Source organism: Rhodococcus sp. NPDC127527 (assembly GCF_042672245.1).
Lineage (GTDB): Bacteria > Actinomycetota > Actinomycetes > Mycobacteriales > Mycobacteriaceae > Rhodococcus_G.
The window spans coordinates 550,122-575,645 of the sequence record NZ_JBHXVP010000002.1 but is presented as its reverse complement, the minus strand read 5'-3'; the positions used below and the strand labels follow the sequence as shown (position 1 = coordinate 575,645).

The 25,524-nt window shown below is 70.3% G+C and carries 25 protein-coding genes and 1 pseudogene; 6 read left to right on the top strand and 20 right to left on the bottom strand.

All coding sequences use genetic code 11. The features are described 5' to 3' along the window. Window positions 1-11 precede the first annotated feature (11 nt). The 3 genes from dprA to ACFVH2_RS05645 are packed head-to-tail and all read right to left on the bottom strand — an operon-like array spanning window position 12 to window position 2,991. The gene (dprA, locus tag ACFVH2_RS05655; RefSeq protein WP_378423090.1) at window positions 12-1,130 is read right to left on the bottom strand and encodes a DNA-processing protein DprA; all 1,119 of its coding nucleotides are present in this window, start codon (window positions 1,128-1,130) and stop codon (window positions 12-14) included. Continuing rightward, window positions 1,127-2,635 carry a YifB family Mg chelatase-like AAA ATPase gene (locus tag ACFVH2_RS05650; RefSeq protein ID WP_378423088.1) on the bottom strand — a complete coding sequence of 503 codons (1,509 nt, stop codon included), beginning with the start codon at window positions 2,633-2,635 and terminating at the stop codon, window positions 1,127-1,129. The genes dprA and ACFVH2_RS05650 overlap by 4 nt, the downstream gene beginning before the upstream one ends. Beyond that, window positions 2,635-2,991: a YraN family protein gene (locus ACFVH2_RS05645; RefSeq protein WP_378423086.1), complete on the bottom strand. Its 357-nt coding sequence runs from the start codon at window positions 2,989-2,991 to the stop codon at window positions 2,635-2,637. Before ACFVH2_RS05645 ends, ACFVH2_RS05650 begins: the two co-directional genes overlap by 1 nt. A gap of 276 nt (window positions 2,992-3,267) precedes the next feature. Between ACFVH2_RS05645 and ACFVH2_RS05640 the strand changes: the two genes are divergently transcribed. Together ACFVH2_RS05640 and ACFVH2_RS05635 are read left to right on the top strand one after the other, a co-directional pair. Further along, window positions 3,268-4,029: a DUF2786 domain-containing protein gene (locus ACFVH2_RS05640; RefSeq protein ID WP_378423084.1), complete on the top strand. Its 762-nt coding sequence runs from the start codon at window positions 3,268-3,270 to the stop codon at window positions 4,027-4,029. Beyond that, complete coding sequence (locus tag ACFVH2_RS05635) at window positions 4,026-4,538, top strand: TIGR04338 family metallohydrolase (RefSeq protein ID WP_378423082.1); 513 nt, start codon at window positions 4,026-4,028, stop codon at window positions 4,536-4,538. Before ACFVH2_RS05640 ends, ACFVH2_RS05635 begins: the two co-directional genes overlap by 4 nt. Window positions 4,539-4,541: 3 nt before the next feature. On the opposite strand, the gene ACFVH2_RS05630 is transcribed toward ACFVH2_RS05635, so the two are convergent. From ACFVH2_RS05630 to ACFVH2_RS05605, 6 genes and pseudogenes are all read right to left on the bottom strand, one after another. Then, window positions 4,542-4,865: a DUF2469 domain-containing protein gene (locus ACFVH2_RS05630; protein WP_142101108.1), complete on the bottom strand. Its 324-nt coding sequence runs from the start codon at window positions 4,863-4,865 to the stop codon at window positions 4,542-4,544. A gap of 71 nt (window positions 4,866-4,936) precedes the next feature. Next, window positions 4,937-5,668 carry a ribonuclease HII gene (locus tag ACFVH2_RS05625; RefSeq protein ID WP_378423080.1) on the bottom strand — a complete coding sequence of 244 codons (732 nt, stop codon included), beginning with the start codon at window positions 5,666-5,668 and terminating at the stop codon, window positions 4,937-4,939. Window positions 5,669-5,682: 14 nt separating this feature from the next. Beyond that, the gene (gene lepB / locus ACFVH2_RS05620; RefSeq protein ID WP_378423078.1) at window positions 5,683-6,468 is read right to left on the bottom strand and encodes a signal peptidase I; all 786 of its coding nucleotides are present in this window, start codon (window positions 6,466-6,468) and stop codon (window positions 5,683-5,685) included. Window positions 6,469-6,531: 63 nt separating this feature from the next. Beyond that, window positions 6,532-6,873 (bottom strand): 50S ribosomal protein L19, encoded by a 342-nt coding sequence (rplS, locus tag ACFVH2_RS05615; RefSeq protein ID WP_142101113.1) that lies wholly within the window; start codon window positions 6,871-6,873, stop codon window positions 6,532-6,534. 84 nt (window positions 6,874-6,957) lie between these two features. Continuing rightward, window positions 6,958-7,875, bottom strand: a pseudogene (locus ACFVH2_RS05610) (hypothetical protein). Beyond that, on the bottom strand, window positions 7,875-8,798 hold the full coding sequence (locus ACFVH2_RS05605) for a formylglycine-generating enzyme family protein (protein ID WP_378423201.1): 924 nt from the start codon (window positions 8,796-8,798) through the stop codon (window positions 7,875-7,877). The pseudogene ACFVH2_RS05610 and the gene ACFVH2_RS05605 overlap by 1 nt, the downstream one beginning before the upstream one ends. Window positions 8,799-8,951: 153 nt before the next feature. Here ACFVH2_RS05605 and ACFVH2_RS05600 point away from each other — a divergent pair, with 153 nt between their 5' ends. Continuing rightward, a complete protein-coding gene (locus ACFVH2_RS05600) occupies window positions 8,952-9,623 on the top strand; it encodes a GAP family protein (RefSeq protein ID WP_378423075.1) in 672 nt (223 codons plus the stop codon). Window positions 9,624-9,691: 68 nt separating this feature from the next. On the opposite strand, the gene ACFVH2_RS05595 is transcribed toward ACFVH2_RS05600, so the two are convergent. After that, entirely contained in the window at window positions 9,692-12,112 is a 2,421-nt protein-coding gene (locus tag ACFVH2_RS05595; protein WP_378423073.1) for a Tex family protein, read from the bottom strand. 25 nt (window positions 12,113-12,137) lie between these two features. Here ACFVH2_RS05595 and ACFVH2_RS05590 point away from each other — a divergent pair, with 25 nt between their 5' ends. Next, on the top strand, window positions 12,138-13,286 hold the full coding sequence (locus ACFVH2_RS05590) for a serine hydrolase (RefSeq protein ID WP_378423071.1): 1,149 nt from the start codon (window positions 12,138-12,140) through the stop codon (window positions 13,284-13,286). 21 nt (window positions 13,287-13,307) lie between these two features. On the opposite strand, the gene trmD is transcribed toward ACFVH2_RS05590, so the two are convergent. The 4 genes from trmD to rpsP are packed head-to-tail and all read right to left on the bottom strand — an operon-like array spanning window position 13,308 to window position 15,245. Then, window positions 13,308-14,006, bottom strand: a complete 699-nt coding sequence (trmD, locus tag ACFVH2_RS05585; RefSeq protein WP_378423069.1) for a tRNA (guanosine(37)-N1)-methyltransferase TrmD — start codon at window positions 14,004-14,006, stop codon at window positions 13,308-13,310. A 2-nt stretch (window positions 14,007-14,008) separates the two neighbouring features. After that, window positions 14,009-14,536 (bottom strand): ribosome maturation factor RimM, encoded by a 528-nt coding sequence (rimM, locus tag ACFVH2_RS05580; protein ID WP_378423067.1) that lies wholly within the window; start codon window positions 14,534-14,536, stop codon window positions 14,009-14,011. Window positions 14,537-14,544: 8 nt separating this feature from the next. Then, a complete protein-coding gene (locus ACFVH2_RS05575) occupies window positions 14,545-14,787 on the bottom strand; it encodes an RNA-binding protein (RefSeq protein ID WP_378423065.1) in 243 nt (80 codons plus the stop codon). After that, window positions 14,784-15,245, bottom strand: coding sequence for a 30S ribosomal protein S16 (rpsP, locus tag ACFVH2_RS05570; protein WP_142101122.1), 462 nt, complete (start codon window positions 15,243-15,245; stop codon window positions 14,784-14,786). The genes ACFVH2_RS05575 and rpsP overlap by 4 nt, the downstream gene beginning before the upstream one ends. A 348-nt stretch (window positions 15,246-15,593) precedes the next feature. On the opposite strand from rpsP, the gene ACFVH2_RS05565 reads away from it, so the two are divergent. Together ACFVH2_RS05565 and ACFVH2_RS05560 are read left to right on the top strand one after the other, a co-directional pair. Then, window positions 15,594-16,196: a DUF5336 domain-containing protein gene (locus ACFVH2_RS05565; protein WP_378423063.1), complete on the top strand. Its 603-nt coding sequence runs from the start codon at window positions 15,594-15,596 to the stop codon at window positions 16,194-16,196. Further along, the gene (locus ACFVH2_RS05560; protein WP_378423061.1) at window positions 16,193-16,990 is read left to right on the top strand and encodes an NADase-type glycan-binding domain-containing protein; all 798 of its coding nucleotides are present in this window, start codon (window positions 16,193-16,195) and stop codon (window positions 16,988-16,990) included. Before ACFVH2_RS05565 ends, ACFVH2_RS05560 begins: the two co-directional genes overlap by 4 nt. 25 nt (window positions 16,991-17,015) lie before the next feature. On the opposite strand, the gene ACFVH2_RS05555 is transcribed toward ACFVH2_RS05560, so the two are convergent. The 6 genes from ACFVH2_RS05555 to ACFVH2_RS05530 form a co-directional block, all read right to left on the bottom strand. Then, entirely contained in the window at window positions 17,016-18,107 is a 1,092-nt protein-coding gene (locus ACFVH2_RS05555) for an amidohydrolase family protein (protein ID WP_378423059.1), read from the bottom strand. A gap of 2 nt (window positions 18,108-18,109) precedes the next feature. Beyond that, a complete protein-coding gene (gene ffh, locus ACFVH2_RS05550; RefSeq protein ID WP_378423057.1) occupies window positions 18,110-19,687 on the bottom strand; it encodes a signal recognition particle protein in 1,578 nt (525 codons plus the stop codon). A gap of 72 nt (window positions 19,688-19,759) precedes the next feature. Beyond that, the gene (locus tag ACFVH2_RS05545) at window positions 19,760-22,279 is read right to left on the bottom strand and encodes a [protein-PII] uridylyltransferase (protein ID WP_378423055.1); all 2,520 of its coding nucleotides are present in this window, start codon (window positions 22,277-22,279) and stop codon (window positions 19,760-19,762) included. Next, window positions 22,269-22,607, bottom strand: coding sequence for a P-II family nitrogen regulator (locus ACFVH2_RS05540; RefSeq protein WP_378423199.1), 339 nt, complete (start codon window positions 22,605-22,607; stop codon window positions 22,269-22,271). Before ACFVH2_RS05540 ends, ACFVH2_RS05545 begins: the two co-directional genes overlap by 11 nt. Window positions 22,608-22,612: 5 nt before the next feature. Beyond that, a complete protein-coding gene (locus ACFVH2_RS05535) occupies window positions 22,613-23,926 on the bottom strand; it encodes an ammonium transporter (protein WP_378423197.1) in 1,314 nt (437 codons plus the stop codon). A gap of 275 nt (window positions 23,927-24,201) precedes the next feature. Beyond that, window positions 24,202-25,371: a phosphodiester glycosidase family protein gene (locus ACFVH2_RS05530; RefSeq protein WP_378423053.1), complete on the bottom strand. Its 1,170-nt coding sequence runs from the start codon at window positions 25,369-25,371 to the stop codon at window positions 24,202-24,204. Window positions 25,372-25,524 lie beyond the last annotated feature (153 nt).

Sequence of the window (25,524 nt, the reverse complement as noted above, 5' to 3'; positions counted from 1 at the left end):
GGCGGGCTGGTTCAGGCACGGCGGAACCAGCCCGTCTCGTCCGACCCGACCAGCCCCTCCAGCTCGAGCACCGGCAACGCGCCGCGTACCGCCTCCACCGGCACGCCGGACGCCTCCGAAAGCTGGCGTACACCAACCGATCCCGACGTGGGAAGCGCCTCGTAGACCAGCGCCGCCTTACGGGTGAGTCCGTCGAGCGGCCGCGTGGGACCGTCCTCCTGCTCCCCCGCACGAATCGGCCCCGCCGCGACCGACACGTCGGCAGCCCGCGAGGCCAGTACCGCCTCGCCGTCCCGGATCATCCGGTGACAGCCGACCGACGAGGCCGAGGTCACCGGCCCGGGAACCGCGAGCACCGGCCTGCCGAGCCCGGCGGCCCACACCGCCGTGTTGCGGGCACCGCTGCGGACACCGGCCTCGACCACGAGCACCGCGTCCGACAACCCCGCGACCAGCCGGTTCCTCGCCAGGAACCGATGCCGCGCCGGGGCGGTGCCGGGCGGGTACTCGCTGAGGACCGCACCCTCCCGAGCGATCTCGCGCAGCAGGCGCGTGTGCCCCGCCGGGTACGCGCGATCCACCCCGCAGGCGAGCACCGCGACGGTCGGCACACCCGCGGCCAGCGCCGCCCGATGCGCGGCCCCGTCCACCCCGTACGCGGCGCCGGACACCACGGTCCAGCCCTCTCCGGCGAGGTCGTCGACGAACTGTGTGGTCACGTGCTCGCCGTAGCCGGTCGCCGCGCGGGTCCCGACCACCGCGATCGCGCGCTCGGTCAACTCCGACAGAGATCGACTCCCGAGCACCCACAGCGCCAGCGGCGGCGCGCACTCGCGGTCCCGGCGTTGATCCATCGCGTCGAACGCCAGCAGCTTCCAGGCGGGCCAGTCCTCGTCGTCGGGGGTGAGCAGGCGGCCACCGAGGCGTTCGATCGCGGCGAGGTCGCGTTCGGCGGTGTCCAGGTCGCGGCGGGCGGCGGTGCGCGAGCGCAGCACCTCCGGCAGGTCCGCCTCCCGGACGGCCCGGGCGGCCTCCTCCGGACCGACCGCCCCGACCAGCTCGACCAGTGGCGCGCACGGTCCGAGCGCCGCCTGCGACAGGTAGGCCCAGGCGGCCAGCCGGGGGTTCATTCCCCTCTCCGGTCGCGATACTCGAGCGCGGTGCCGACCTGGTCCTCGCCGGGCCCGGTCAGTCCGGCCAGGTCGGCGAGTGTCCATGCCACGCGGAGCGCTCGGTCGGCCCCGCGGGCGGTGATCTGGCCCTCCCGCAGCGCCCGCTCCAGCGGGGCGAGTGCTGCGCGCGCGAGCCGGAAGCGTTGCCGCAGTACCGGTCCCGGCACCTCGGCGTTGGTGCGCCAGCCGTAGTCGCTCCATCGCTCGACCGCGGTCGCCCGCGCCTGCGCCACCCGGTCCCGGACGGTCGCGGTCGACTCCGCCACCTCGCCGTTGAGTGCGCCGACGGACAGCGCGTGCATCCGCACCCGCAGGTCCACCCGGTCCATCAGCGGTCCCGACAGCTTGCCGAGATATCGGCGCCGGGCGGACGGCGCACAGATACAGTCCACCTCTCGCGGCGGCGCGCACGGGCACGGGTTCGCGGCCAGCACGAGTTGGAAGCGGGCCGGGTAACACGCGACCCCGTCGCGACGGGCGATCCGGACCTCCCCGTCCTCGAGCGGTGTGCGCAGCGCCTCGAGCGCCTTGACCCCCAGTTCCGCGCACTCGTCGAGGAAGAGAACGCCGCGGTGCGCCCTGCTGACCGCGCCGGGCCGAGCCATTCCGGAGCCGCCACCGACCAGCGCACTGATCGAGCAGGAGTGGTGCGGAGCGACGAACGGTGGCTCGGTGATCAGCGGGCGTTCACTGGTCAGCAGGCCGGCGACCGAGTGGATCGCCGTCACCTCCAGCGCCTCCCGCTCGCTCAGCTGTGGCAGCACTCCCGGAAGTCGTTGGGCGAGCATGGTCTTGCCGATCCCGGGCGGGCCGGTGAGCATCAGGTGGTGCGCTCCGGCGGCGGCGACCTCCAGCGCCAGCCTGGCCTCGGCCTGGCCGGCGACCTCGCTCAGGTCCGCCACCACGGGCAACGGGACCTGGTCCATCGGGCCGGGCGCGGTCAGCATCAGTTCCCCGCGGAGCCACTCGATCACCTCCCGCAGGTCGCGGGCGCCGAGGACGTCGATGCCGTCGACCAGACCCGCCTCGGGCAACGCGGCGTAGGGCACCACGACGCACGACCAGCCCGCGTTCTTGGCCGCGAGCACCGCGGGCAGTACTCCGCGGACCGTCCGCAGGCGACCGTCGAGGGCGAGTTCCCCCAGCAGCACCGACTTGTCGAGGTCCCCGATCGGCACCTTGGCGTCCGCCGCCAGTACCGCGCACGCCAGCGCCAGGTCGTAGGCACTGCCGCCCTTGGGCAGCGTCGCGGGCGAGAGCGCCAGGATCACCCGCGAATCCGGCCACTTCTCACCCGAATTGGTCACCGCGGCGCGCACCCGGTCGCGTGACTCCTGCAGCGCGGTGTCCGGCAGCCCGACCAGGTGCACGCCGGGCAGCCCCCGACCGAGGTCCGCCTCGATCTCGACCAGTTGCCCCTCGACCCCGCGTACCGCCACCGAGTGCGCCCGGCCCAGCGTCATCAGAACACCGCCTCGAGATGCACGATCTCCGGCCGTCGGCCCGGTTCGACGACGATGGACACCACGTCGAACCGCACCCGGGTCCAGCCCCGCGACTGCTCGCGAAGCCACAGCCCGGCCAGCCGGCGTATCCGGGACTGCTTGGCGAAGGTGACCGCCTCGGCCGGCGTCCCGTAGCCGCGACCCGAGCGGGTCTTGACCTCCACGAACACCACCGCCTCCCCGTCCCGCGCGATCACGTCCAGTTCGCCGTAGCGGCACCGCCAATTGCGTTCCAGCACGGTCATTCCCCGCCCGACGAGATGCTCGACGGCCAGGTCCTCGCCCCGTGCCCCCAACTCCAGGTTTCGCGCCATGGATCGAGACTGCACCTGCGAACCGTCCCACCCGAGGCCTCAGCTGGGCGTTCGCGGCAGCCTGTGGACCAAAATCGGGGCTGTGGACAACCTCACGACCGCCGTTCACCGACGCGGCGGGAGCCGCACACACCCGCTGTCGAGATCACACGGGCTCCGACAAGCGAGAAGGGGTGTGATGACGCCCACCGGTGTGCACCGGGTCCGCGGACCGAGCACCAGACACCCGACCCGCACCGACTCCCCCTGTCCGACCCGCCGTCTACCCTCGACCGGGTGAGTTCCGAGAAGATGCTGGCGCGGATCGGTGGCCTGCTCCGACAGGCCGAGTCCACCACCAACCCGCACGAGGCGCAGGCGTTCATGGAGGCCGCGCAGCGCATCGCGACCGCGACGTCCATCGACCTCGCCGTGGCCCGCTCGCACACCTCGCAGCGCGAGCGCCGCGCGACGCCGGTCCAGCGCTCGATCCGGATCGGCGAGACCGGCAAGAAGGGCCTGCGCACGTACGTGCACCTGTTCGTCTCGATCGCCGCCGCCAACGACGTGCAGTGCGACGTCGCGCACAATTCCACCCAGGTCTTCGCCTACGGATTCGACACCGACATCGACGCCAGCGAGGCGCTGTACTCGAGCCTGCTGATGCAGATGGTCCGGGCCTCCGACTCGTTCATCCGCTCGGGCGCGCACCGGCCCGTGGCGGGCGTCACCGCCCGGCTCAACTTTCAGCTGGCGTTCGCCGCACGGATCGGCGAGCGGCTGGCCACCGCAAAGCGCGAAGCGGAGGCGGACGCGATCGACGCGGACCGGCCCGGCACCGCGGCGGAGCCCACCGGCACCGCACTCGTGTTGCGCGACAAGCAGATCGAACTGTCCGACTTCTACCGGCAGACCTCACAGGCCCGCGGCACCTGGCGTGGCGCGAAGGCCACGGTTGCGCCGTCGGCCACGGCGCGGCGCGCAGGCGACCGGGCCGGCCGCGACGCGCGCCTGGGGACCTCCCCCGAACTACCCGCCGGCCGCAGACAACTCGCGTGAGCACCCGGGACGGCCAGCGCTCGCGCGTCTACGAGGCGGAGTCGGTCGTGCGTCGGATCTTCGACCGCGCGGACGCGGGCGTCGGCCGCCAGGTCGAGCTGTTCGGTTCCCGGATCACCCTCCCGACCGAGCGCAAGTTCGCCTCCGCCGAGTCGGTGCGGGACTACGCAGACCGGGTGCTCGCGCTGAACTGGGTGCGGGCCCGCTGGCCCGAGGCGGCCAACCCGATCACGGTCCGGGTCCGCGCCGGCACCACCGCCGTGCACTACGAGCCCGACACCGCGACCCTCGCCATCCCCGTGCACCGACGAGACGCCGCATGGGCGCTGCGCGAACTGGTGGTCCTGCACGAGCTTGCACACCACCTCGAACCCGCCGGCGCCGAGCTGGCACCGCACGGTCCGGAGTTCGTCGGGCGCTACCTCACCCTGGTCGAGGAGATCCTCGGCGGCGAGGCCGCGTTCGTGCTGCGCACCACCATGGCCGAGAACGGCGTCCGGTGCGCCTGAGCGTCAGTCGCCGAACGGGCCGTTGTCGGGCAGGCGCAGGTCGGACTTCTCGAGCTCCTCGATGTTCACGTCCTTGAACGTGATCACCCGCACGTGCTTGACGAAGCGGGCCGGGCGGTACATGTCCCACACCCAGGCGTCGGCCATCCGCACCTCGAAGTAGATCTCGCCGTCCGCGTTGTGCGGGACAAGTTCCACCGAATTCGCAAGGTAGAAGCGGCGTTCGGTCTCGACGACGTAGGCGAACTGGCCGACGATGTCCTTGTACTCACGGTAGAGCGAGAGCTCCATCTCCGTTTCGTACTTCTCGAGATCTTCGGCACTCATCGGTTTCGCCGTCCTCCTGCTCTTCGCTGAATCAACACCATCGCTGCACCAGCGTCATCTGTGAACACACATCATCGCGCACCGACCGCCGCGCTGTACATCTCGCCCACCTCAGGCCCGTCGACGAGCGGATCTGCGCGGCCGGCGTCGCGTTGCGCAGCCGCGGCCCGCACGTTCGCGTACGACATCCGGTGCTCACGGCTCGGGCCGAGCGCCGCCATCGCCGCGGTGTGCACGGCCGTGCTGTACCCCTTGTGCCCGGCGAACCCGTAGCCGGGCAGCTGCCGGTCGAGCTCGACCATCGTCCGGTCCCGCGATACCTTCGCCAGCACGCTCGCCGCCGCGATGCACGCGGCGGCCGCGTCACCGCCGATCACCGGGAGCGACGGCGCGGGCAGTCCCGGCACCCGGAACCCGTCCGTGAGAACGTATCCCGGCGCCGAGGAGAGGCCGGCCACCGCCCGCCGCATGCCCTCGATGTTCGCGACGTGCACGCCGAGCGTGTCGACCTCCCACGCCGGGATCTCCACGATGCACCAGGCCCGGGCCAACCGCTGGATGGCGGGGAACAGTTCCTCACGCGCCCGCTCGGTGAGCCGCTTGGAATCGTCGAGTCCTTCCAGCGCCCGGTGCGGTTTCGGCCCGAGCACGCACGCGGCCACCACCAGCGGGCCGGCGCACGCGCCCCGGCCCGCCTCGTCCACCCCGGCGACCGGACCGAGTCCGGTCCGGATCAGTGCAGACTCCATCGTCCGCAGTCCGGCGGCTCTGCGAATGATCGTCCGTGGTGGCCAGGTGCTCACGTTCGTGGTGACGCTCAGTTGCTCTGTGGATTGGGGGACGAGATCGTGCCCCACCGCGACGGCGGCAGGACGATCGCGACGGCCTTACCGATCACGTTGTCGATCGGCACGCTTCCGTTGTACTCGTCCCCGACGTGATAGCGCGAGTCCGCCGAGTTGCTCCGGTTGTCGCCCATCACCCACAGGTTCCCCTCGGGAACGGTGAACGGACCGAAGCACCGTCCGGACTTGGGCATCGTCTCGCAGGTCTGCACGCCGGGGATGAAGGGGAAGTCGTTGACGACGTAGGGCTCCGTGAGCGGCTTGCCGTCGACCAGGATCCGGCCCTGGCTGTCGCAGCACTCGACCTTCTGACCGCCGGTCGCGATGACGCGTTTGACCAGGTCGTTCTCGTCCGGGGGCACCAGGCCGACCAGCGAACCGAACTCCTGCATTCCGCGGACGACGACGTTGGAGGAGCGGGTGGAGTGAAACTCGGTGTTCCAGGAGTCGGGCCCCTTGAAGACCACGACGTCGCCGGGCTCGGGATCCCCGAAGTGATAGCCGATCTTCTCGACCAGGATCCGGTCGCCGGTGCAACCGGCGCAGCCGTGCAGGGTCGGTTCCATCGACTCGGACGGAATCAGGTACACCCGCGCGATGAAGGTCTGGAGCAGAAAGCTCATCAGCAGCGCGACGACTATGAGTATGGGGAGTTCCCGCCAGAACGAGCGGGGTTTCTTCTGGGGCCTCTCCGACTTCGAGTCGGGGCCATCCGCGCCGTCGGCCGGCGTCGTCGATTCCTGCGGGGTATCTACCACCGGATCAGGTTAGCCCGGCCCCGGAACAGATTGACTGTTCCGGGGCCGGGCCGACGCGAAAGCTCAGCGCTTTTCCTTGATCTTGGCCTTCTTGCCACGCAGATCGCGGAGGTAGTACAGCTTGGCGCGACGCACGTCACCGCGGGTAAGGACCTCGATCTCGGCGATGTTCGGGCTGTGCACCGGGAAGGTGCGCTCGACGCCGACGCTGAAGGAGACCTTGCGGACCGTGAAGGTCTCGCGGATGCCGCCGCCCTGGCGACGGATGACGACGCCCTTGAAGACCTGCACGCGCTCCTTCGAGCCCTCGATAACCTTGACGTGCACGTTCAGGGTGTCACCGGGACGGAACTCCGGAATGTCGGTGCGGAGCGACTGGGCGTCCAGGAAGTCCAGTGTGTTCATCGGTTGATCCATCCTTGCGTTTTCGCATGAGCAGAGGACCCGAGCGGCACCGCGTCAGCGGCACTCGGCTGGTTCGTACTCCGATTAGGTAGGTGCGCCCGTGACGGGCAACCCGTCAATTGTGCCAGACGGGCAGGTCCACGGTGAAATCCGGGTCTACGGGAGGGCGTGCTCGTGCTCCGGGACGGGTGGGGCGGCGCGCACGGTCCGCTCGAGCTCGTCCTCCGTGGCCGCCACCGCGTGCTCGACGCTGGGCTTCCCCGCGATCAGGTCCTGCACGTAGATCTTGGCCCGCACGATCGGCCGACGGAACCGTTTCTCCCGTTCGATGGCGCGGCGCATCCGCTTCGGCTTGTTCCCGTAGCGCCACCGCGCCCACGGTGCACCCGGCCGGCTCAGCCGGATGGCCCCGACCAGCAACAACGGGAAGAAGAACATACCGACGAGACCGGTCCAGATCTTGCCCTTCGCGATCACCACGGCCGCGACCAGCAGGCTCAGCAGGGATCCCACGACGAGCACCACCCGCACCCACGGCTCGGGGTTCTCCCGGAAGTCGGACACGTTGACGATGGCGTCCGGTCGGGCGCCGAGCAGCAGCAGTCCGGTCACGGCGAGCGCGACGAACACCGCGTCGACCGATGCGCGGCCCTGCTCCTCCCAGTAGACGTCCTTGAGGTAGAAGATCAGCGCGAACTCGTCGAGGACCAGCGCCGTCCCGACGCCGAAGCAGGCCGCGAGCACCGCACCGGTGATCGGCGAGCCGTCCTCGTAGGTGGCGATCAGCGCCACCCCCGACAACAGCATGGCGACCACCCCGAACACGACGTGGTGCACGTGCTGGCCGCCCGGCGTGACATTGCCCGGCCACCACCGCACCTTCGCGCGGATCATCCGGACGCTGAACCGGATGAAGACGAAGCCGCCGATGAACCCCAGCAGGAAGCACAGCAGCGGCAGTTTGCCGTGCGCGACGATCTCGTCCTGCAGCCAGTTCTTCATCAGTTCGGGCCCGGTCCCCTGACGACGCAGCGGAAGCCGATGTGGCAGGTGGAGGTCTCCTCCGACTCACCCTGACGCGCCGCCGGGCGGTACCGCAGGCAGTAGTTCGGCGCGCACAGGTGGGAGCCGCCCTTGATCACCCGACGCGCGTACGGTTCCCCGTCCACCCTGGTCGCGGCGTCCACCCGCGGATTGCGCGGGATGCAGCACGAGTCGGCGGGGGCGACGTTCTTGCCGGACCGGCCGTGGTCGGATGTGTGGAAGTCGGTCGTCCACTCCCACACGTTGCCGGCCATGTCGACGAGTCCGTACCCGTTGGGCCGGAACGATCCGATCGGCGAGGTGCCGACGAAGCCGTCCTCGGCGAGGTTCTGCCACGGGAACTGCCCCTGCCAGGTGTTGGCCTGATGCCTGCCGCCGGGTGTGAAGTCGTCTCCCCACGTGTACGTCTTGCGGTCGAGCCCCCCGCGCGCGGCGAACTCCCACTCGGCCTCTGTCGCCAACTCCTTGCCCGCCCAGGCCGCGTAGGCCTGCGCGTCGGCGTACGCCACGTGGGTGACCGGATGTCGTTCGCGCCCACCGACATTGCTGCCGGGCCCCTCCGGGTGACGCCAGTCCGCGCCCGGCACCCAGGACCACCACCGGTGGTAGTCGTCGAGGGACACCGGTCCGGGGGGTGGGGTGAACACCAGCGATCCGGGGACCAGCAGCTCCGGGTCCGCGTCCGGGTAGTCGGCGGCATCCGGGGCCGTCTCGGCGACGGTGATGTGGCCGGTGTCCTTCACGAACCGCCGAAACTCGGCGACGGTCACCTGGTGGGTGTCCATCCAGAATCCGTCGACCTGCACCTGATGGACCGGGCGTTCCTCCGGGTAGAAGTCCTCGGAGCCCATCCAGAAGGTTCCGCCGGGGATCCACGCCATCCCCTTCGTCGAAGGGTTGCTCGGCTTTGTCGTGATCGCGACGGTCTGCGGCACCATGTCACGAGCATGTCATCCCGACCGAGGACTCCGCACGCCGACGAATCACCCGTTTCGGGTGGGTCTACGAGGCGCACGAGCTGACAGCATCGGCGGATGGGAACAGCCATCGGTGACATCCTTCCGCTCGCGCTCGGCGTCGCGATCAGTCCGATCCCGATCATCGCCGCGATCCTCATGCTGCTGACACCGAAGGCCGGCAGCACCGCGACCAGCTTCACGGCAGGCTGGGTACTGGGAATCGCGGGCGGCTACGCGGTGCTCGTCGTGGTCGCGAGCGTCGTCGGGCTCGGCACGAGTTCCGGGGGAAGTGCCACCTCCGCGACGATCAAGATCGTGCTGGGCGTGCTGCTCCTCCTTCTCGCGGCGAAGCAGTGGAGGAGCCGTCCGGCTCCGGGCGAACGGCCACAGATGCCGGCCTGGCTCGTGGCGATCGACAAGGTCACTCCCGCCAAGGCGTTCGGCCTCGGCGTGCTGCTGTCCGTCGTGAACCCGAAGAACCTGCTGATGATCGTCGGCGCGGCGGTGGCCGTCGCGCAGCTGGGCGTCAGCGGCGCCACCCTGACCGTCGCCGGTGTCGTGTTCACCGTCCTCGCGGCCAGCACGGTCGCGATCCCGGTGATCGCCTACTTCGCAGCCCGCGACCGGGTCACCGGCTGGCTGAACAATCTGAAGACGTGGCTGACCGCCAACAACGCGGCGGTGATGGCGACACTACTTCTGGTGATCGGTGTGGTGATGATCGGCAAGGGCCTCGGCGGGTACTAGGCGCTGCGCGCCCGTGCGGGGTTGACGAGTCCAGGGACCCGTGAACCGCGCACGGGCGGCGGAGCCGCCTACTGGCCGAAGCCGGCCTTGCGGAGCGCGTCGGCCATCGAGCCGCCCGCGGGCTGCCGCTCGGAGCGGCCGCCGCCCTGTCGCTGACCGCCCTGTCCCTGACCGCCCTGTCCCTGACGCTGCCCGCCGCCGCGCTGGCCGCCCCCGCCCTGCCGCGGGCCGCCCGACTGCTGGCCGGACTGCCGCGGTCCCGACTGCTTGGGGGCGCCGGGCTCGTCGTCGAGGCGCAGACTCAGGCCGATGCGCTGCCGCTGCAGGTCGACCTCCATCACCTTCACCTTGACCACGTCACCGGACTTGACCACCTCGCGCGGGTCGCGGACGAAGTTGTGCGACATCGCCGAGACGTGCACGAGCCCGTCCTGGTGCACGCCCACGTCGACGAACGCGCCGAACGCCGCGACGTTGGTGACGACGCCCTCGAGCGTCATGCCCGGCTTCAGGTCGGCGACCTTCTCCACGCCCGAGGCGAACGTCGCGGTCTTGAACTCCGGGCGCGGGTCCCGGCCCGGCTTCTCGAGCTCCGCGATGATGTCGGTCACGGTCGGCAGGCCGAACTGCTCGTCGGCGAAGTCCTGCGCCCGCAGCGACCGCAGCACCGAGGTGTTGCCGATGATCTCCTTGACACCCGACCCGCTGGCCTCCACGATCCGCCGGACCACCGGGTAGGCCTCGGGGTGCACGGCGGAGGCGTCGAGCGGGTCGTCGCCGTCGGTGATCTTGAGGAAGCCGGCGCACTGCTCGAACGCCTTCGGCCCGAGCCGCGCCACGTCGAGGATCCCCCTGCGGTTGCGGAAGGGTCCGTTGCTGTCCCGGTGCGCGACGATCGACTCGGCGAGCGAGCCGGTGATGCCCGAGACCCGCGAGAGCAGCGGCACCGAGGCCGTGTTGACGTCGACGCCGACCGCGTTCACCGCGTCCTCGACGACGGCCGACAGCGACCGCGCGAGCAGCGTCTCCGACACGTCGTGCTGGTACTGACCGACGCCGATCGACTTCGGGTCGATCTTCACCAGCTCGGCGAGCGGATCCTGCAGACGCCGGGCGATGGACACGGCGCCGCGGATCGACACGTCCAGGTCGGGCAGTTCCGCCGAGGCGTACGCGGACGCCGAGTAGACCGAGGCGCCCGCCTCCGAGACCATCACCTTGGTCAGGCCGGCCTCGGGGAACTTCTTGATCAGGTCCGCCGCCAGCGCATCGGTCTCCCGGGACGCGGTGCCGTTGCCGATCGCGATCAGGTCGACCTTGTGCCTGGCGGCCAGCGCGGCGAGCGTGGCCAGCGACTGGTCCCACTTGTTCGCGGGCTGGTGCGGGTAGATCGTGTCGTGGGCGAGCACCTTGCCCGTGGAGTCGACCACGGCGACCTTGGTGCCGGTGCGGAAGCCCGGGTCCAGGCCCATCGTGGTGCGGGTGCCCGCGGGCGCGGCGAGCAGCAGGTCCTTGAGGTTCATCGCGAACACGTCGACGGCGTCGCGCTCGGCGGCCTGACGCAGCCGCATCCGGGTGTCGATGCCGAGGCTGATCAGCATCTTCGTCTTCCACGCCCAGCGCACGGTGTCGAGCAGCCAGCGGTCGGCCGGCCTGCCCCGATCTGCGACGCCGAAACGCGAGGCGATCCGGCCCTCGTACACGCTGACCTCGCCGACCGGCTGCTCCTCGGTCTCGGGGTCGAGGGAGAGCGAGAGCACCTCCTCCTTCTCGCCGCGGAACATGGCGAGGATGCGGTGGCTGGGCAGCTTGGCGAACGGCTCGGAGAACTCGAAGTAGTCGGAGAACTTGGCGCCGTCGGTCTCCTTGCCCTTGCGGACCGCCGACTTGACCTGGCCGCGGGTCCACATCAGCTCGCGCAGCTCGCCGACCAGGTCCGCGTCCTCGGCGAACTCCTCGACGAGGATGTCGCGGGCGCCGGCGAGCTGCTCGGCGGTGTACTGCGCGGGATCGGTCGTCGGGTCGGCCAGCAGGGTGTCCGCCACCGGCTGGTGCCCGGCCTCACGCGCGATCTGCGCCTTGGTCCGACGCTTCGGCTTGAACGGCAGGTAGATGTCCTCGAGCCGAGCCTTGGTGTCGGCCAACATGATCTGGCCCGCGAGCTCGTCGGTTAGCTTGTCCTGGGAACGGATCGAGTCGAGCACCGCGACGCGACGCTCGTCGAGCTCACGCAGGTAGCGCAGGCGCTCTTCGAGCGTACGCAGCTGGGCGTCGTCGAGGGTGCCGGTGACTTCCTTGCGGTAGCGGGCGATGAACGGGACCGTCGCGCCGCCGTCGAGCAGTTCCACCGCGGCGCGGACCTGCTCCTCCCGGACGTCGAGTTCGGTGGCGATACGTGCGTTGACTGATTTCAGAACGGGTGCGTTCACAGCTGAGGTCACGGCGATCGACCCTACCGCTAGCCTGTGACAGTCGGCGTCGACGATCATGTCGACGCCGGGGGAAGGAATCGAAGTGGTGAAGGGTCGCCGCGCGGAACTGACCGCGCTGTGCCTGGCAGTGGCTGTCGCAGTAGCAGCGGTCGGCGCGCTCGGTGGGTGCGCGGCCGTGACCGCCGACACCGCGACCGGACGACCTTCCGTGGCGGTGCCGACGGACACCCCGCCCGCCACCACCGATCCGCCCGTGCCCATGGACCAGCACACGCTCGACGATCGCCTGGCGCAGGCGGTCTCGGCCGCCGCCGAGCGCAGTTCCGAGATCTCCATCGCACTACTCGATCGCCGCACCGGCCAGTATGCGGGCAGCGCGGACACCGTGCCGGTCACGACCGCCTCGGTGGCGAAGCTGTTCATCGCAGACTCCCTGCTGTACGGCGAATCCAGCACGAGAACCCCACTGTCCCAGGATGACCGGGACCTGATCGAGCGAATGCTGGAGAGTTCCGACGACGACGCCGCGAACGAGTTGTGGAACGAGCACGGCGCCAGCGGCCTGGTGACCGACGTGATCGGGCGCTACCGACTCGCCGCGACGTCCGCGCCGTACGACGACAACTGGTGGAACACCGCGACCACGCCCGCGGACTTGGTCGGCTACTACTCCGGACTCCTCGACGGTCGAGGCGGCCTGGCCCCCGCGCGCCGAGAGGAAATGCTCGGGTACCTCGGTGCTGCGAAGGCGACCGCCGCAGACGGCTACCACCAGCGATTCGGCATCCCCGACGGATTGCCCGGCGAGTCCACCGTCGCAGTCAAGCAGGGCTGGATGTGTTGCATCGCCAACCAGTGGCTGCACCTGTCGACCGGGGTGGTCGGGGCAGGGAACCGCTACGTTCTGGTGGTCGCGTCCCGCGAGGACGTCGACTATCCCGACGGCTGGCCCACCGTCGAGGTGGAAGTCGACGACGACCCGTCCGACGAGCCACGCGACGAGCCTGCCGCTACGGACGAACCCACCGTCGCGAGCACCCCCACCCAGGAGAACACTCCGGTTCCGACCACGACACCGACCACCGTTCCCCGACCACACCACTACGTGCAGGTCCGCCAGTACCCGGACACGACGCTGACCACCGCCGCCGACGATGCCAGCGCCGCCCACGCCCGCGAGACGATGACCGAGGTGGTGCGAATCCTGTTCCCCGAGGGGCGAATCGACTGAGCGAGACCCCGGACGGGCGGACTACTCCGCCGGGCGCTCCGCCTCGGGCAGCAGGTCCGGTCGGCGCTGGGCGGTCCGCTGCAGGGACTGCTCGCGTCGCCAGGCGGCCACCTTGGCGTGGTCGCCCGAGAGCAGCACCGGCGGAACGTCGAGGTCACGCCAACTGACCGGACGGGTGTAACTCGGTCCCTCTAGCAGACCGTCGGAGAACGAATCCTCTTGGTGCGACTGCTGATTGCCGAGCACGCCGGGAAGTAGCCGCACCACGGCCTCGGCCATCACCAGCACCGCGGCCTCGCCGCCGATCAGCACGTAGTCGCCGATGCTGACCTCCTCGACCCGCACCCGCCGCGCGGCGTCGTCGAACACGCGCTGGTCGATGCCCTCGTAGCGGCCGCACGCGAAGACGAGATGCTTCTCTTCCGCCCACCGGTGTGCGGTCTGCTGGGTGAACGGGGTGCCGGCGGGAGTGGGTACCACGAGTAGCGCGTCGTCCGGGCACACCTCGTCGAGGGCCGGACCCCACACCGTCGGCTTCATGACCATGCCGGGACCGCCACCGTACGGCGAGTCGTCGACGGCCTTGTGCACGTCGTGGGTCCAGTCGCGCAGGTCGCGCACACCGACGGAGATCAGGCCCTTGTCGATGGCCTTGCCCAGCAACGCAGTTCGCAGCGGTTCGAGATATTCGGGGAAGATCGTGATGACGTCCAGGCGCACGACTACTCCGGATCCAGTAGACCTTCGGGCGGATCGATCTCGACGTAGCCCTCGGCCACGGAGACGACGGGGACGATTGCGGTGACGAACGGGATCAGGATCTCGCCCGACTCCTGACCTTCCGGGCGCACGGAGAGCAGCTCCCCGGCGGCCGAGTGCAGCACCTCGTTGACGGTGCCGATCGGCGTTCCGTCGGCAAGCCGGACCGCCAGACCCTCGAGTTCGTGGTCGTAGAACGCGTCCGGGTCGTCCGACGGCGGCACGTCCGCGCTGTCGATCACGAAGAGCGTGCCGCGCATGGCGTCGGCGGCGGTGCGGTCGTCGACACCCCGCAGACGCAGCAGAAGCCGCCCGGAATGCTCCCGGGCGGCTTCCACCGTGAAACTGGTGAGAGTGCGCTCGCGAGGCTTGCGACCGTGCAGCACGGAACCAACGGCGAAGCGTTGGTCGGGATCGTCGGTCCGTATCTCTACGGCGAGTTCACCCCTGATGCCGTGCGACTTGGCCACACGCCCGATGACGAGCTCCACGTCGACCGCTACTGGTCCGTGTCGATCACGTCGACGCGGATACCGCGGCCACCGATGCCGGTGACCAGGGTCCGCAGCGCGGTCGCGGTGCGCCCGCCACGCCCGATGACCTTGCCCAGGTCGTCGGGGTGCACGTGCACCTCGACGGTGCGCCCGCGGCGTCCGGTGATCAGCTCCACCCGGACGTCGTCGGGATTGGCGACGATACCGCGAACGAGGTGTTCGACGGCATCGGCGACAACGGCACTCACTTGTCAGCAGCCTCGGAATCCGCGGCGGCCTCGGCGGGGGCCTCGGCGGCCTCCTCGGCGTCGGCCTTCTTGGCGGCCTTCTTCTTCGGGGTGATCGCCTCGGCGACCGGCTCGCTGTCGGCCTGCGCCAGCGCGGCCTGGAAGAGCTCCAGCTTGGACGGCTTGGCTTCCTTGGTCTTCAGGGTGCCCTCGGTGCCCGGCAGGCCCTTGAACTTCTGCCAGTCACCGGTGATCTTGAGCAGGTTCTCGACCGGCTCGGTGGGCTGGGCGCCGACGCCGAGCCAGTACTGCGCGCGCTCCGAGTCGATCTCGATCAGGGAGGGCTCTTCCTTGGGGTGGTACTTGCCGATGGTCTCGATCGCACGGCCGTTGCGGCGGGTGCGAGAGTCGGCGATGACGATGCGGTAGTGCGGGGTGCGGATCTTGCCGAGCCGCATGAGCTTGATCTTGACAGCCATGGTCGAGCCTTTCAGATGGTCACGGCGCAATTCAGCGATACGCACGGAGTGCGTACCCGGTTTTGCGTTGAGGGGTTGTCGTGACCGCCGCGCGGTGCGTAACCGGAGACGGGCGAACAGCGGTCCATTCTGCCAGACGAGCCGCCCGGCCGACGAATCGCCCGACTCGGAGCGGATTGCCCGGCTCCCCGGACGTCGTCCGCCTAAACTCCGGTCAGCCGCAGCCGTCGCACCCGGGGGTCCACGTCGTTGTCGAAGCCAGTGTCCGATCCGAAACCAGTAGCCGGCCCGCCAACGGCGTCCGAGAACAAGGCGGTATCCGAGAAAAGCGCGGTACCCGAGAAAGGCGTGGACTCCGACCAGACCGTCGTGCTCACGCCGGTGCCGACGCCGGCGCCTGCTGCCGTTCCGGTGTCGTATCCGGTGTTCACCGACGGTCCGCCGGCACCGGAGCGGGGCCGCGCCACGGCGCTGGCCGCGGTGGTGCTGGTGCTGGGCCTGACCGGACTGTTGGTCGGATTCGGTCCGTACCTGAGCGTGCACACCTCCGCGGGCGAGGTGAACGTCAGCGGGTTCGTGCTGCCGCAGGGCCTGCTGGTGGTGGTGTGCCTGCTGTTCTCGGCGATGACCGCCGGGTTGTCGACGCTGCCGCGCCTCGGCCAGATTCGCGCGGCGGGCCCGGTCCTGCACGCGATCTCCACTGCCGCCGCGACGGTCGGTGCCCTGCTCGCCCTGTTCCTGCTGATCGTGGTGAGCAACGTGCCGCGACTCGGCGAGGACCTGATCGGCGATTCACGGGACGACCTGACGCTGGTCGTCGGGCTCGGTTGGGCGGGCATCGCGATCCTCGCGCTCGCCGTCGTGCAGGCGCTTGTCGCGTTCGCGGCGCTGGCCTACGACCTGGGGCTGGCGCAGACCCGTCGCGCCCCCGTCCGCGTGGAGTCCGCATGACCGACAGCGCGCCCCCGCCTCCCGCCACTCCCCCTCCCCTCACGCCACCGCCGTACCGGCCGCCGCTGTCGGTGCGCGGCTGGCTGGTGGTCCTGACCTCGGTCGCGGCGGTGGTCGCGCTGCTGGCGGGGGGCGGATACCTGCTGAACCGGACGCTCTCCCAGAACAGTTCGACCGTCGCGGGTAGCGCCGCACCGGACTCCGGCGGCACGGATTTCGGCGGCGGCGCGGACTTCGCGGATCCGAACGACCCAGGCGCCTTCGGCCACGGCGCGACGGTGCCGGTCACCCCCACCGGGGTGACCGGCACGTGCGCGACCTACCCGCCTGCGGTCGACTCGGCCGGGCGACCGCACACCTACGAGGCACCCAATGCCACCGACGGCGACCTCACCACCGCGTGGCGTTGCCAGGGCACCCAGGGTCAGTCACTGTCGATCAGTTTCGTGTGCGCCCAGCAGCTCGCGACCGTCGGCATCGACCCCGGCCACGACAAGACCGACGCGGACGGGTCCGACCGGTTCGCGCAGAACCGCAAGATCACCAAGGTCATCTGGACCTTCGACGACGGCAGCACCGTCGAGCAGCAGCTGAGGCCCGAGCGGGGCATCCAGACCCTCGAGGTCGACAAGACCAGCCGCACGGCAAAGCTGACGGTCGTCTCGACGGTCGACGGTCAGCCGATCACGAATCGGACGGGTGAGCAGTTCGCGCCGTTCAACGACGTCACCTCGGTCAGCGAGGTCCGGTTCACCGCGCGGGGCGGCGACGGGGGCGACGGCTGCGCGAAGTGAGCGGCCGCGTAGGCGGGGACCGCCGTCAGGCGAACCGGCCCCGCGCCGCGACCACCCGACCGCGCAGTACGACGAGGTCCGGTTCGGCGAGCACCTCCGGCCCGGTGCGTGGATCCCGTTCGTAGACAAGCAGATCCGCGGGCGCCCCGGCGTCGAGTCCGGGGTGGCCCAGCCAGGCGCGAGCGTCCCAGCAGGCGGCGCCGAGCGCCGCTGTCGGCCCGAGCCCGACCGCGGCCAGCGCCGCGACCTCGTCCGCGATCCGCCCGTGCCGGATCGACCCGCCCGCGTCGGTGCCCGCGTAGATCGGGATCCCGGCCTCGTGCGCCGCGCCGATCGTCGCGCCGACCCGCGCGTGCAGATCGCGCATGTGCGCGGCGTAGACGGGGAACCGGTCGGCGGAGTCGGCGATCTCCGGGAAGGTCGCGATGTTGATCAGCGTCGGCACCAGCGCGGTACCGCGTTCGACCATCATCTCGATGGTGTCGGCGGTCAGTCCGGTGCCGTGTTCGATGCAGTCGATACCGGCCTCGATCAGTCCGGGCAGCGCGTCCTCGCCGAACACGTGCGCGGTGACCCGGGCGCCGACCCGGTGCGCGGCGTCGATCGCCTCCTTGAGCACCGCGTCGCCCCACAGCGGACGCAGGTCGCCCACCGACCGGTCGATCCAGTCGCCGACGAGCTTGACCCAGCCGTCGCCGCGCAGGGCCTGCTCGGTGACGGCCGCGGGCAGCTGCGACTCGTCCTCGAGGTCGATCGGCAGGCCCCGGATGTACCGCTTCGCCATCGCGATGTGTCGCCCGGCCCGGATGATCCGAGGCAGGTCCGCGCGCTGGTCGAGGGCCCGGGTGTCCACGGGCGAGCCCGCGTCGCGCAGCAGCAGCACCCCGGCGTCGCGTTCGGTCTGCGCCTGGGCGAGCACGCCCGCCTCGTCCTCGTGGCCGCCGCCGTACCGGATGCCGACATGGCAGTGCGCGTCGACGAGTCCGGGCAGGATCCAGCCCGAGTCGCTGACCGTCTCCGCACCGGCGACGGGCTGGGACGAGATCACGCCGTCGTCGATCCAGAGCTCGACGGGCTGCTCGTCGGGCAGCCCGACACCGGCCAGCCGCACCGCCACGACTACTTCTTCGGGAGCTTGAGCTGGGACAGGTCGATGCCCTCGAGGCCCGGCGGCAGCTCGTCGAGGCCCTTGGGCATCTTCGACAGGTCCATGCCGGCGGGCAGACCCGGGAATCCGCCCGGCATTCCGGCGGGCATGCCGGGGAATCCGCCGCGGATCTTCGGCTGGGTCGGGCCCTTGCCGCCCTTCTTGCCCTTCTTGCCCTTCTTGCTGCGCTGACTCGACCGCGCGCCGGGCATGCCCATTCGGCCGGCCATCGCGGCCATCATCTTGCGGGCCTCGAAGAATCGGTCCACCAGCTGGTTGACGTCGGAGACCTTCACGCCCGAGCCGTTCGCGATGCGCAGCCGCCGGGAGGCGTTGATGATCTTGGGGTCCTCGCGTTCGGCGGGGGTCATGCCGCGGATGATCGCCTGCACCCGGTCGAGCTGCTTCTCGTCGACGTTGGCCAACGCGTCCTTCATCTGGCCCGCGCCGGGGAGCATTCCCAGCAGGTTGCCGATCGGACCCATCTTGCGCACGGCCATCATCTGCTCGAGGAAGTCCTCGAGGGTGAGCTGGCCGGAGCCGATCTTGTGCGCGGCGGCCTCGGCCTGCTTCGCGTCGAAGACCTGCTCGGCCTGCTCGATGAGGCTGAGCACGTCGCCCATGCCGAGGATCCGGCTGGCCATCCGGTCCGGGTGGAAGACGTCGAAGTCCTCGAGCTTCTCGCCGGTCGACGCGAACATGATCGGCTGCCCGGTGATCTCGCGGACGCTCAGCGCCGCGCCGCCCCGGGCGTCGCCGTCGAGCTTGGTCAGCACGACACCGTTGAAGCCGACGCCGGACTGGAACGCCTCGGCGGTGTGGACCGCGTCCTGGCCGGTCATCGCGTCGAGGACGAACAGCACCTCGTCGGGCTGCACCGCGTCGCGGATGCCCGAGGCCTGGCCCATCAGTTCCTCGTCGATGCCGAGTCGGCCGGCGGTGTCGACGATCACGACGTCGTGGTGCTTGGCGCGGGCCTCCTCGACACCGCGGCGCGCGACGTCGACCGGGTCGGCCGCCGACACGCCGAGCGCGTTGTCGCCGCCGCCGATCGAGGTGCCCGGGTGCGGGGCGAAGACCGCCGCACCGGCCCGCTCGCCGACGATCTGCAGCTGGCTGACCGCTCCGGGACGCTGCAGGTCGCAGGCCACCAGCAGCGGGGTGTGACCCTGTCCGGCCAGCCACTTGGCGAGCTTGCCCGCGAGGGTCGTCTTACCGGAACCCTGCAGACCGGCCAGCATGATGACGGTCGGCGGGTTCTTCGCGAACTGCAGCCGCCGGGTCTCGCCGCCGAGGATGCCGACGAGTTCCTCGTTGACGATCTTGACGACCTGCTGGGCCGGATTCAGCGCGCCGGACACCTCGGCGCCCTTCGCCCGCTCCTTGATCTTGGCGATGAAGGAGCGGACGACGGGCAGCGCGACGTCGGCCTCGAGCAGCGCGAGCCGGATCTCCCGGCACGTCGCGTCGATGTCGGCACCGGACAACCGGCCCTTGCCACGCAGGTCCTTGAGGGCACCTGTCAACCTGTCGGAAAGGGATTCGAACACCGATCGGGCTCCTGGCTGGTCGAGTTGGCTGGTCTAGTTGCCGCCTGGGGACGTGCAGACTCGGGCCCCAGCCTAGCCGCTGCCGGTGGCGTCTCCGTTCTCACTGTCCTTCTTCGGCGGCGATTGCGGCACCACGGCCAGGATCGCCGCCTCGACGTCCCGCCGCGTCGCCCGCGAATCCGTACCGCCCAGATTCAGTCCGAAGGCGTCGACCACCGACGCACCGAGCGTCGACACTCGCGCCCACTGCACGTCCACGCCCTGTTCCTCGAACGCGGCCGCCAGCCGGCACAGCAGTCCGAGGCGGTCCTCGGCCCGCAGTTCGACCACCGACTGCCCCTCGGCGGCCGCGTCGAACCAGATGATCCGGGGTGGGGCCTGCGCGTACTGCACCGGCACGCCCGCGACGCCCAGTTCGAGCGCCTGCTCGGCCCTGGACTGCTCCTCCTTCTGCTCGAGCATGGCGACCAGGTCGAGTTCACCGGCGATCGCCCGGATCAGCTCTTGCCGGAGGAGTCCCGCCTGCGGCGGAGCACCGAACCGCGGTGACACCGTGAACGAGTTCACCGCCGCACCCTCGTGACTGCCGACCGAGGCGGACAGCACCCGCAGCGAGTGCAGCGCGAGCACGCCCGCCGAGTCCGAAAGCAGTCCCGGGGTGTCCGGCGCGACCACCGTGACGGTGTAGGTGTGCGCCCCCTCCGCCGGTTGCAGCCGCACGTGCACGCCCCCGTCCGCGGCCAGCGCGGCCGCCTCGGCATCGATCCGGTCCGGCTCGGGCAGCCGCTCACCAGCCATCACCAGGCGACAGCGTCGGACCAGTTCACCGAGCAGCGAGGACTTCCAGTCGCCCCACACCCCGGGCCCGGTCGCCAGCGAGTCGGCCTCGGCCAGCGCCGCCAGCAGGTCGAGCAGCACCAGGTCGCCGCCGAGCGCATCGACCACCATCTGCACCGTGGCCGGGTCGTCGAGGTCGCGGCGGGTCGCGGTCGACGGCAGCAGCAGGTGGTGCCGGACGATCGCCGTGAGCAGGGCGACGTCGGACGGCCACATGCCGAGCCGATTGCCGATCTGGGTGGCGAGTTCCGCGCCCACCGCGCTGTGGTCGCCGCCGCGCCCCTTGCCGATGTCGTGCAGCAGCGCACCGAGGACCAACAGGTCCGGTCGCGAGACCCGAGTGGTGAACGCGCTCGCCTGCACGGCCGTCTCCACCAGGTGACGGTCCACGGTCCAGGTGTGTACGGCATCGCGCGGCGGAAGGTCGCGCACCGCACCCCATTCCGGTAGCAGCCGTCCCCACAATCCGGTCCGGTCCAAGGCCTCGACCACCGCGGTGGTGCGACTACCGGAACCGAGCAGCACCAGCAGGTCGCCGAGCGCCTCACTCGGCCACGGTTCGCGAAGTTCCGGCGCACTGTCCGAGAGCCGGCTCAGCGTCGACGCCGAGATCGGCATGCCGGTCTGCGCGGCGGCCGCGGCGACTCGCATGATCAGGCCGGGATCCTTGGTCGGCCTGGCGTCGCGGGCCAGCACGACCTCGCCGGCGTGCTCGACCACCCCCTCGTCGAGCGGCCGGCGGACGGGCATCCGGCGCAGCCGCGAGAGTCCGCGTCGCGGAAGCGAGTTCGCGGCGGTGCGCAGTCCCACATCCACCGAGTAGCTGACCGTCCGCGCCGAGTCGCTGAGCATCCGGGCCAGGTCGAAGCGGTCCCCGATGCGCAGGGCCGCCCCGATCTCGTCTGCGTCCTGGGCGCGCAGCTGGTCCCGGGCACGGCCGGCGACCCGATGCAGCTCGGTACGCACGTCGAGCAGGCGGTCGTGCGCGAAGACCAGTCCGCCACCGGGGGTGTCGGGTCCGAGCCCGGGCAGGGCGTCGGTCAGCTGCGCGATCGCGAGCGCGTCGAGCAGCTGCACGTCCCGCAGCCCGCCGCGGCCGTTCTTGATGTCCGGCTCGGCGCGATGCGCGATCTCGCCGCTGCGCGACCACCGTGCACGGGTCATCTCGATCAGTTCGTCGAAACGCGAACGGATTCCGGTCCGCCACTGCCTGCGCACGCCACCGATGAGCAGGTTGCTCAGCTCCTCGTCGCCCGCGATGTGCCGGGCCTCGAGCAACCCCAGTGCGGCGGTCAGGTCGCTCGATGCCACCTGAATCGCCTGCGGGACCGTCCGAACGCTGTGATCGAGCTTGATGTGCGCGTCCCACAACGGGTACCAGAGCCGGTCCGCGACCTCCGCGACGATCTCGGGTTCGAGGTCGTCGTGCAGCAGGACCAGGTCGAGGTCGGAGTACGGCAGCAGTTCGCGCCGACCGAGCCCGCCCACCGCGACGATCGCGAATCCACTGTCGGGCTTGATCCCGAGTTCGGCCCCCTTGGTGGTCAGCCAGAACTCGTGGAGGTCGACCAGCGCCTGACGCAGTGCGGGCGCGTCGAGCCTGCGCGTGCGGGAACCGCCGTCCAACAACTGTTTCCGGGCCCGGACGAGGTCGTCCGCGGCGACCGCGCCCCGGGACGAGGGCGGCCCCGACCCCGCCGACGATGCGGCGGGATCGGGGCCACCAGATCCGGACCCGTTGGGGTCAGAGCGCATCCGCGCCCCGTTCGCCCGTGCGGACCCGGATGACCGACTCCACCGGGGAGACCCAGACCTTGCCGTCGCCGATCTTCCCCGTGCGCGCGGCCTCGACGATCACCTCGACGACCTTGTCCACGGCCGAGTCGTCCACGACCACCTCGACGCGCACCTTGGGCACGAAGTCCACGGAGTACTCGGCACCGCGGTAGACCTCGGTGTGGCCCTTCTGCCGGCCGTACCCCTGAACCTCGCTGACGGTCATGCCGAGCACCCCTGCCTGCTCGAGGCCGGTCTTGACATCCTCGAGGGTGAACGGCTTGACGATTGCCGTGATCAGCTTCATGTTTCTCATGCCTCCCTGACGGTGACGGTCGCGCGGCTCGGCACCGTGCTCGCTCCGATTGCGACGAAGTCGTATGCGTTCTCAGCGTGCTCCGTGTCGTCCAGTCCCCTGGCCTCGCTCTCTGCACTGGCCCGAAGTCCGATCGTGTACTTCACGATAAGGGCAATGATCGTCGTGGCGACGAGCGAGTACAGCAGAACCGCTCCCGCACCGACCGCCTGACGCCAGAGCTGGTCGAAGCCGCCCCCGTAGAAGAGCCCCTTGACGCCGGCGGGGGCCTCCGTGGTGGCCACCAGTCCGACCAGCAAGGTGCCCACGAGACCGCCGACCAGGTGGACGCCGACCACGTCGAGCGAATCGTCGAAGCCGAAGCGGTACTTGAGGCCGACGGCGAGGGCGCACAGCACGCCTGCGACGACACCGATGACCAGGGCGCCGACCACGTTCACCGACGAGCAGGACGGGGTGATGGCGACCAGGCCCGCGACGATGCCGGACGCGGCGCCGAGGGTGGTGGCGTGACCGTCGCGGATGCGCTCGACCAGCAGCCAGGCCAACATCGCGGCGCAGGTCGCGACCACGGTGGTGACGAAGGTGGCGCCGGCGACGCCGTTGGAACCCACTGCCGAACCCGCGTTGAATCCGAACCAGCCGAACCACAGCAGGGCGGCGCCGAGCATCACGAAGGGCAGGTTGTGCGGCCTGAAGGGAGTGGTCGGCCAACCGCGACGCTTGCCGAGCACGATGGCCAGCACCAGGCCGGCGATACCCGCATTGATGTGGACTGCCGTACCACCGGCGAAGTCGATTGCCTTGAGCTTGTTGGCGATCCAGCCACCGTCGGCGGCGGTGACGCCGTCGAAAGCGAACACCCAGTGCGCGACCGGGAAGTACACGATCGTCGCCCACAGGCCGGCGAAGAGCAGCCAGGGCCCGAAGCGCAGGCGGTCGGCCACCGCACCGGAGATCAGCGCGACCGTGATGATCGCGAACATCGCCTGGAAGGCCACGAACACCGTGGCGGGAATCGTGCCGACGAGCGGAATCGCCACGGCGGCCCCGGTGCTCGCATTGGCGAGGTAGGACCCGCCGAACAGACCCTTGAGCCCGAAGTACTGGAACGGATCGCCGACCAGGTTGCCCTTGTCCTCGCCGAACGCCATCGAGTAGCCGTACAGCACCCAGAGCACCCCGACGACGCCCATCGCGCCGATGCTCATCATGATCATGTTCAGCACGCTCTTCGCACGAACCATGCCGCCGTAGAAGAACGCCAGTCCCGGGGTCATCAGCAACACCAGCGCGGCGCTGATCAGCATCCACGCAGTGTCGCCGGTGTCCGGCACTCCGATAGTGGGAAAGTCCACGTTGAGCTCCTCCTTCTGTCGTCCCGCCGGTGCGGCTGTCGACCTGATGAGAAGGGTGCTCAGCTGGTGTTTCAGCCGTGGCGCTGCGATGTTTCACTCGAGTGAACGCATCCGGGGTCCGTGTTGCTTCTAGGTTTCGTGCCGCGCCGATCGGACCGCCGCCCGACGTGCGGCGACCCGGCGGAGCCCGACCGCCGTGCCGGACCGCGCGTCGCGTCACGCGAGATCTATCGCCGCGTACGGAGTCCGAGCCAGCCCGGCACCGGCCGCGCGGCACCCGGCGAGCAGTACGCATCCGGAACCTGCGCACACGACCCGACGGGCGCGATCCCCGCGTTGATTCCCTGGCCGGCCCAGGTGATTCCGGCGTTCTTGTTCACGATCAGGGCCGAGGATCCACCACCGTCGAGTACGACGGCCCGATCCGAGCCGAGCGCGCGGAACGCGTCCTGCACGTTGCCGATGGTGAATCCGTCCGCCTCGTTGCTCCCGCCCTGGAAGACGTACAGCTCGTCGCGGGCGGTGTTGAAGCCCACCGCCGTGCGGGCGGCTCGGCGGATCGGGTTGTCGACGAACTGGAAGTCCGGTCCCGGGCCGCGGATCTTGAGTCCGCCGAACGCGACGAAGGACCTTCCGCTGTACTCGAGCTGATTGACCAGGTCCTCCGCGGCGCTGTTGCGCGACGCCGACTCCGCGTCCCGGATGTCGAAGTTCGCATCCGTCGGCATGCCCAGGAAACCGTCACCGATGACGAACGTCGAGAGCGGCGACCAGACCTTCCCTGCGCCGTCGCTCAGGCCCTCCTTGCCGACGTAGAAGCGGCTGCCGAGGTCGAAGATGGACGCGGCGCTGTGGGTGTCGGGGTGGGCGTCGTAGTACGCACCGAGCGGGGAGCTGCAGCCGCTCTGCGACCAGTTGGTGCCTGCTCCCTGCGCGCGCACGTCGAAGAAGTTGGCGTTGATCGCAATCGCCGGCGAGCCCATTCGGTGCCACGCATCGACCGGCCCGTACACCTCGGCGTTCTGACGCATGCCGTCTGCGGTGACGGCATTCGGGTTGCCCTCGCAGCGGCCCGACGAGTCGGACAGCAGTTGCGAGACGAGCCCCGAGTGGGAGGCGCGGGCGATCACGATCAGCCGAGCATCGGTCGGCATGTCGTAGGCCTGGCCCGCGGCGGTGATCATGGGGACCGGGAAGTCGCGGCCGAACTGGTAGGCCAGCGGAGCGCCGCCGGCGGCCGCGACGGCGGCGTTCAGCCGGCCCTGCGCGCCGGCGAAGTCGTCGGCCTGCGCGGGAGCCGCGAAGACCGGCGCCAGCACGCCCGCACAGAGCGCTGTCGCTGCGGTGGCGGTGACGATCCTTCGGGTGACTCTCGCGGCGGTAGCGCTGATACGCACGGGCGTCCTCTCGTGTGACCTGGCCCGACTACAACGTTCGATGTGTCATACGTCACGCTCGAACGCGGCAAGTAGACACCGACAGTCACTCCACCGTGACTCAGTGCCTGCGTATCGTTATCGCTTTGTTACTTAATGGGGAACCGTGTGGTC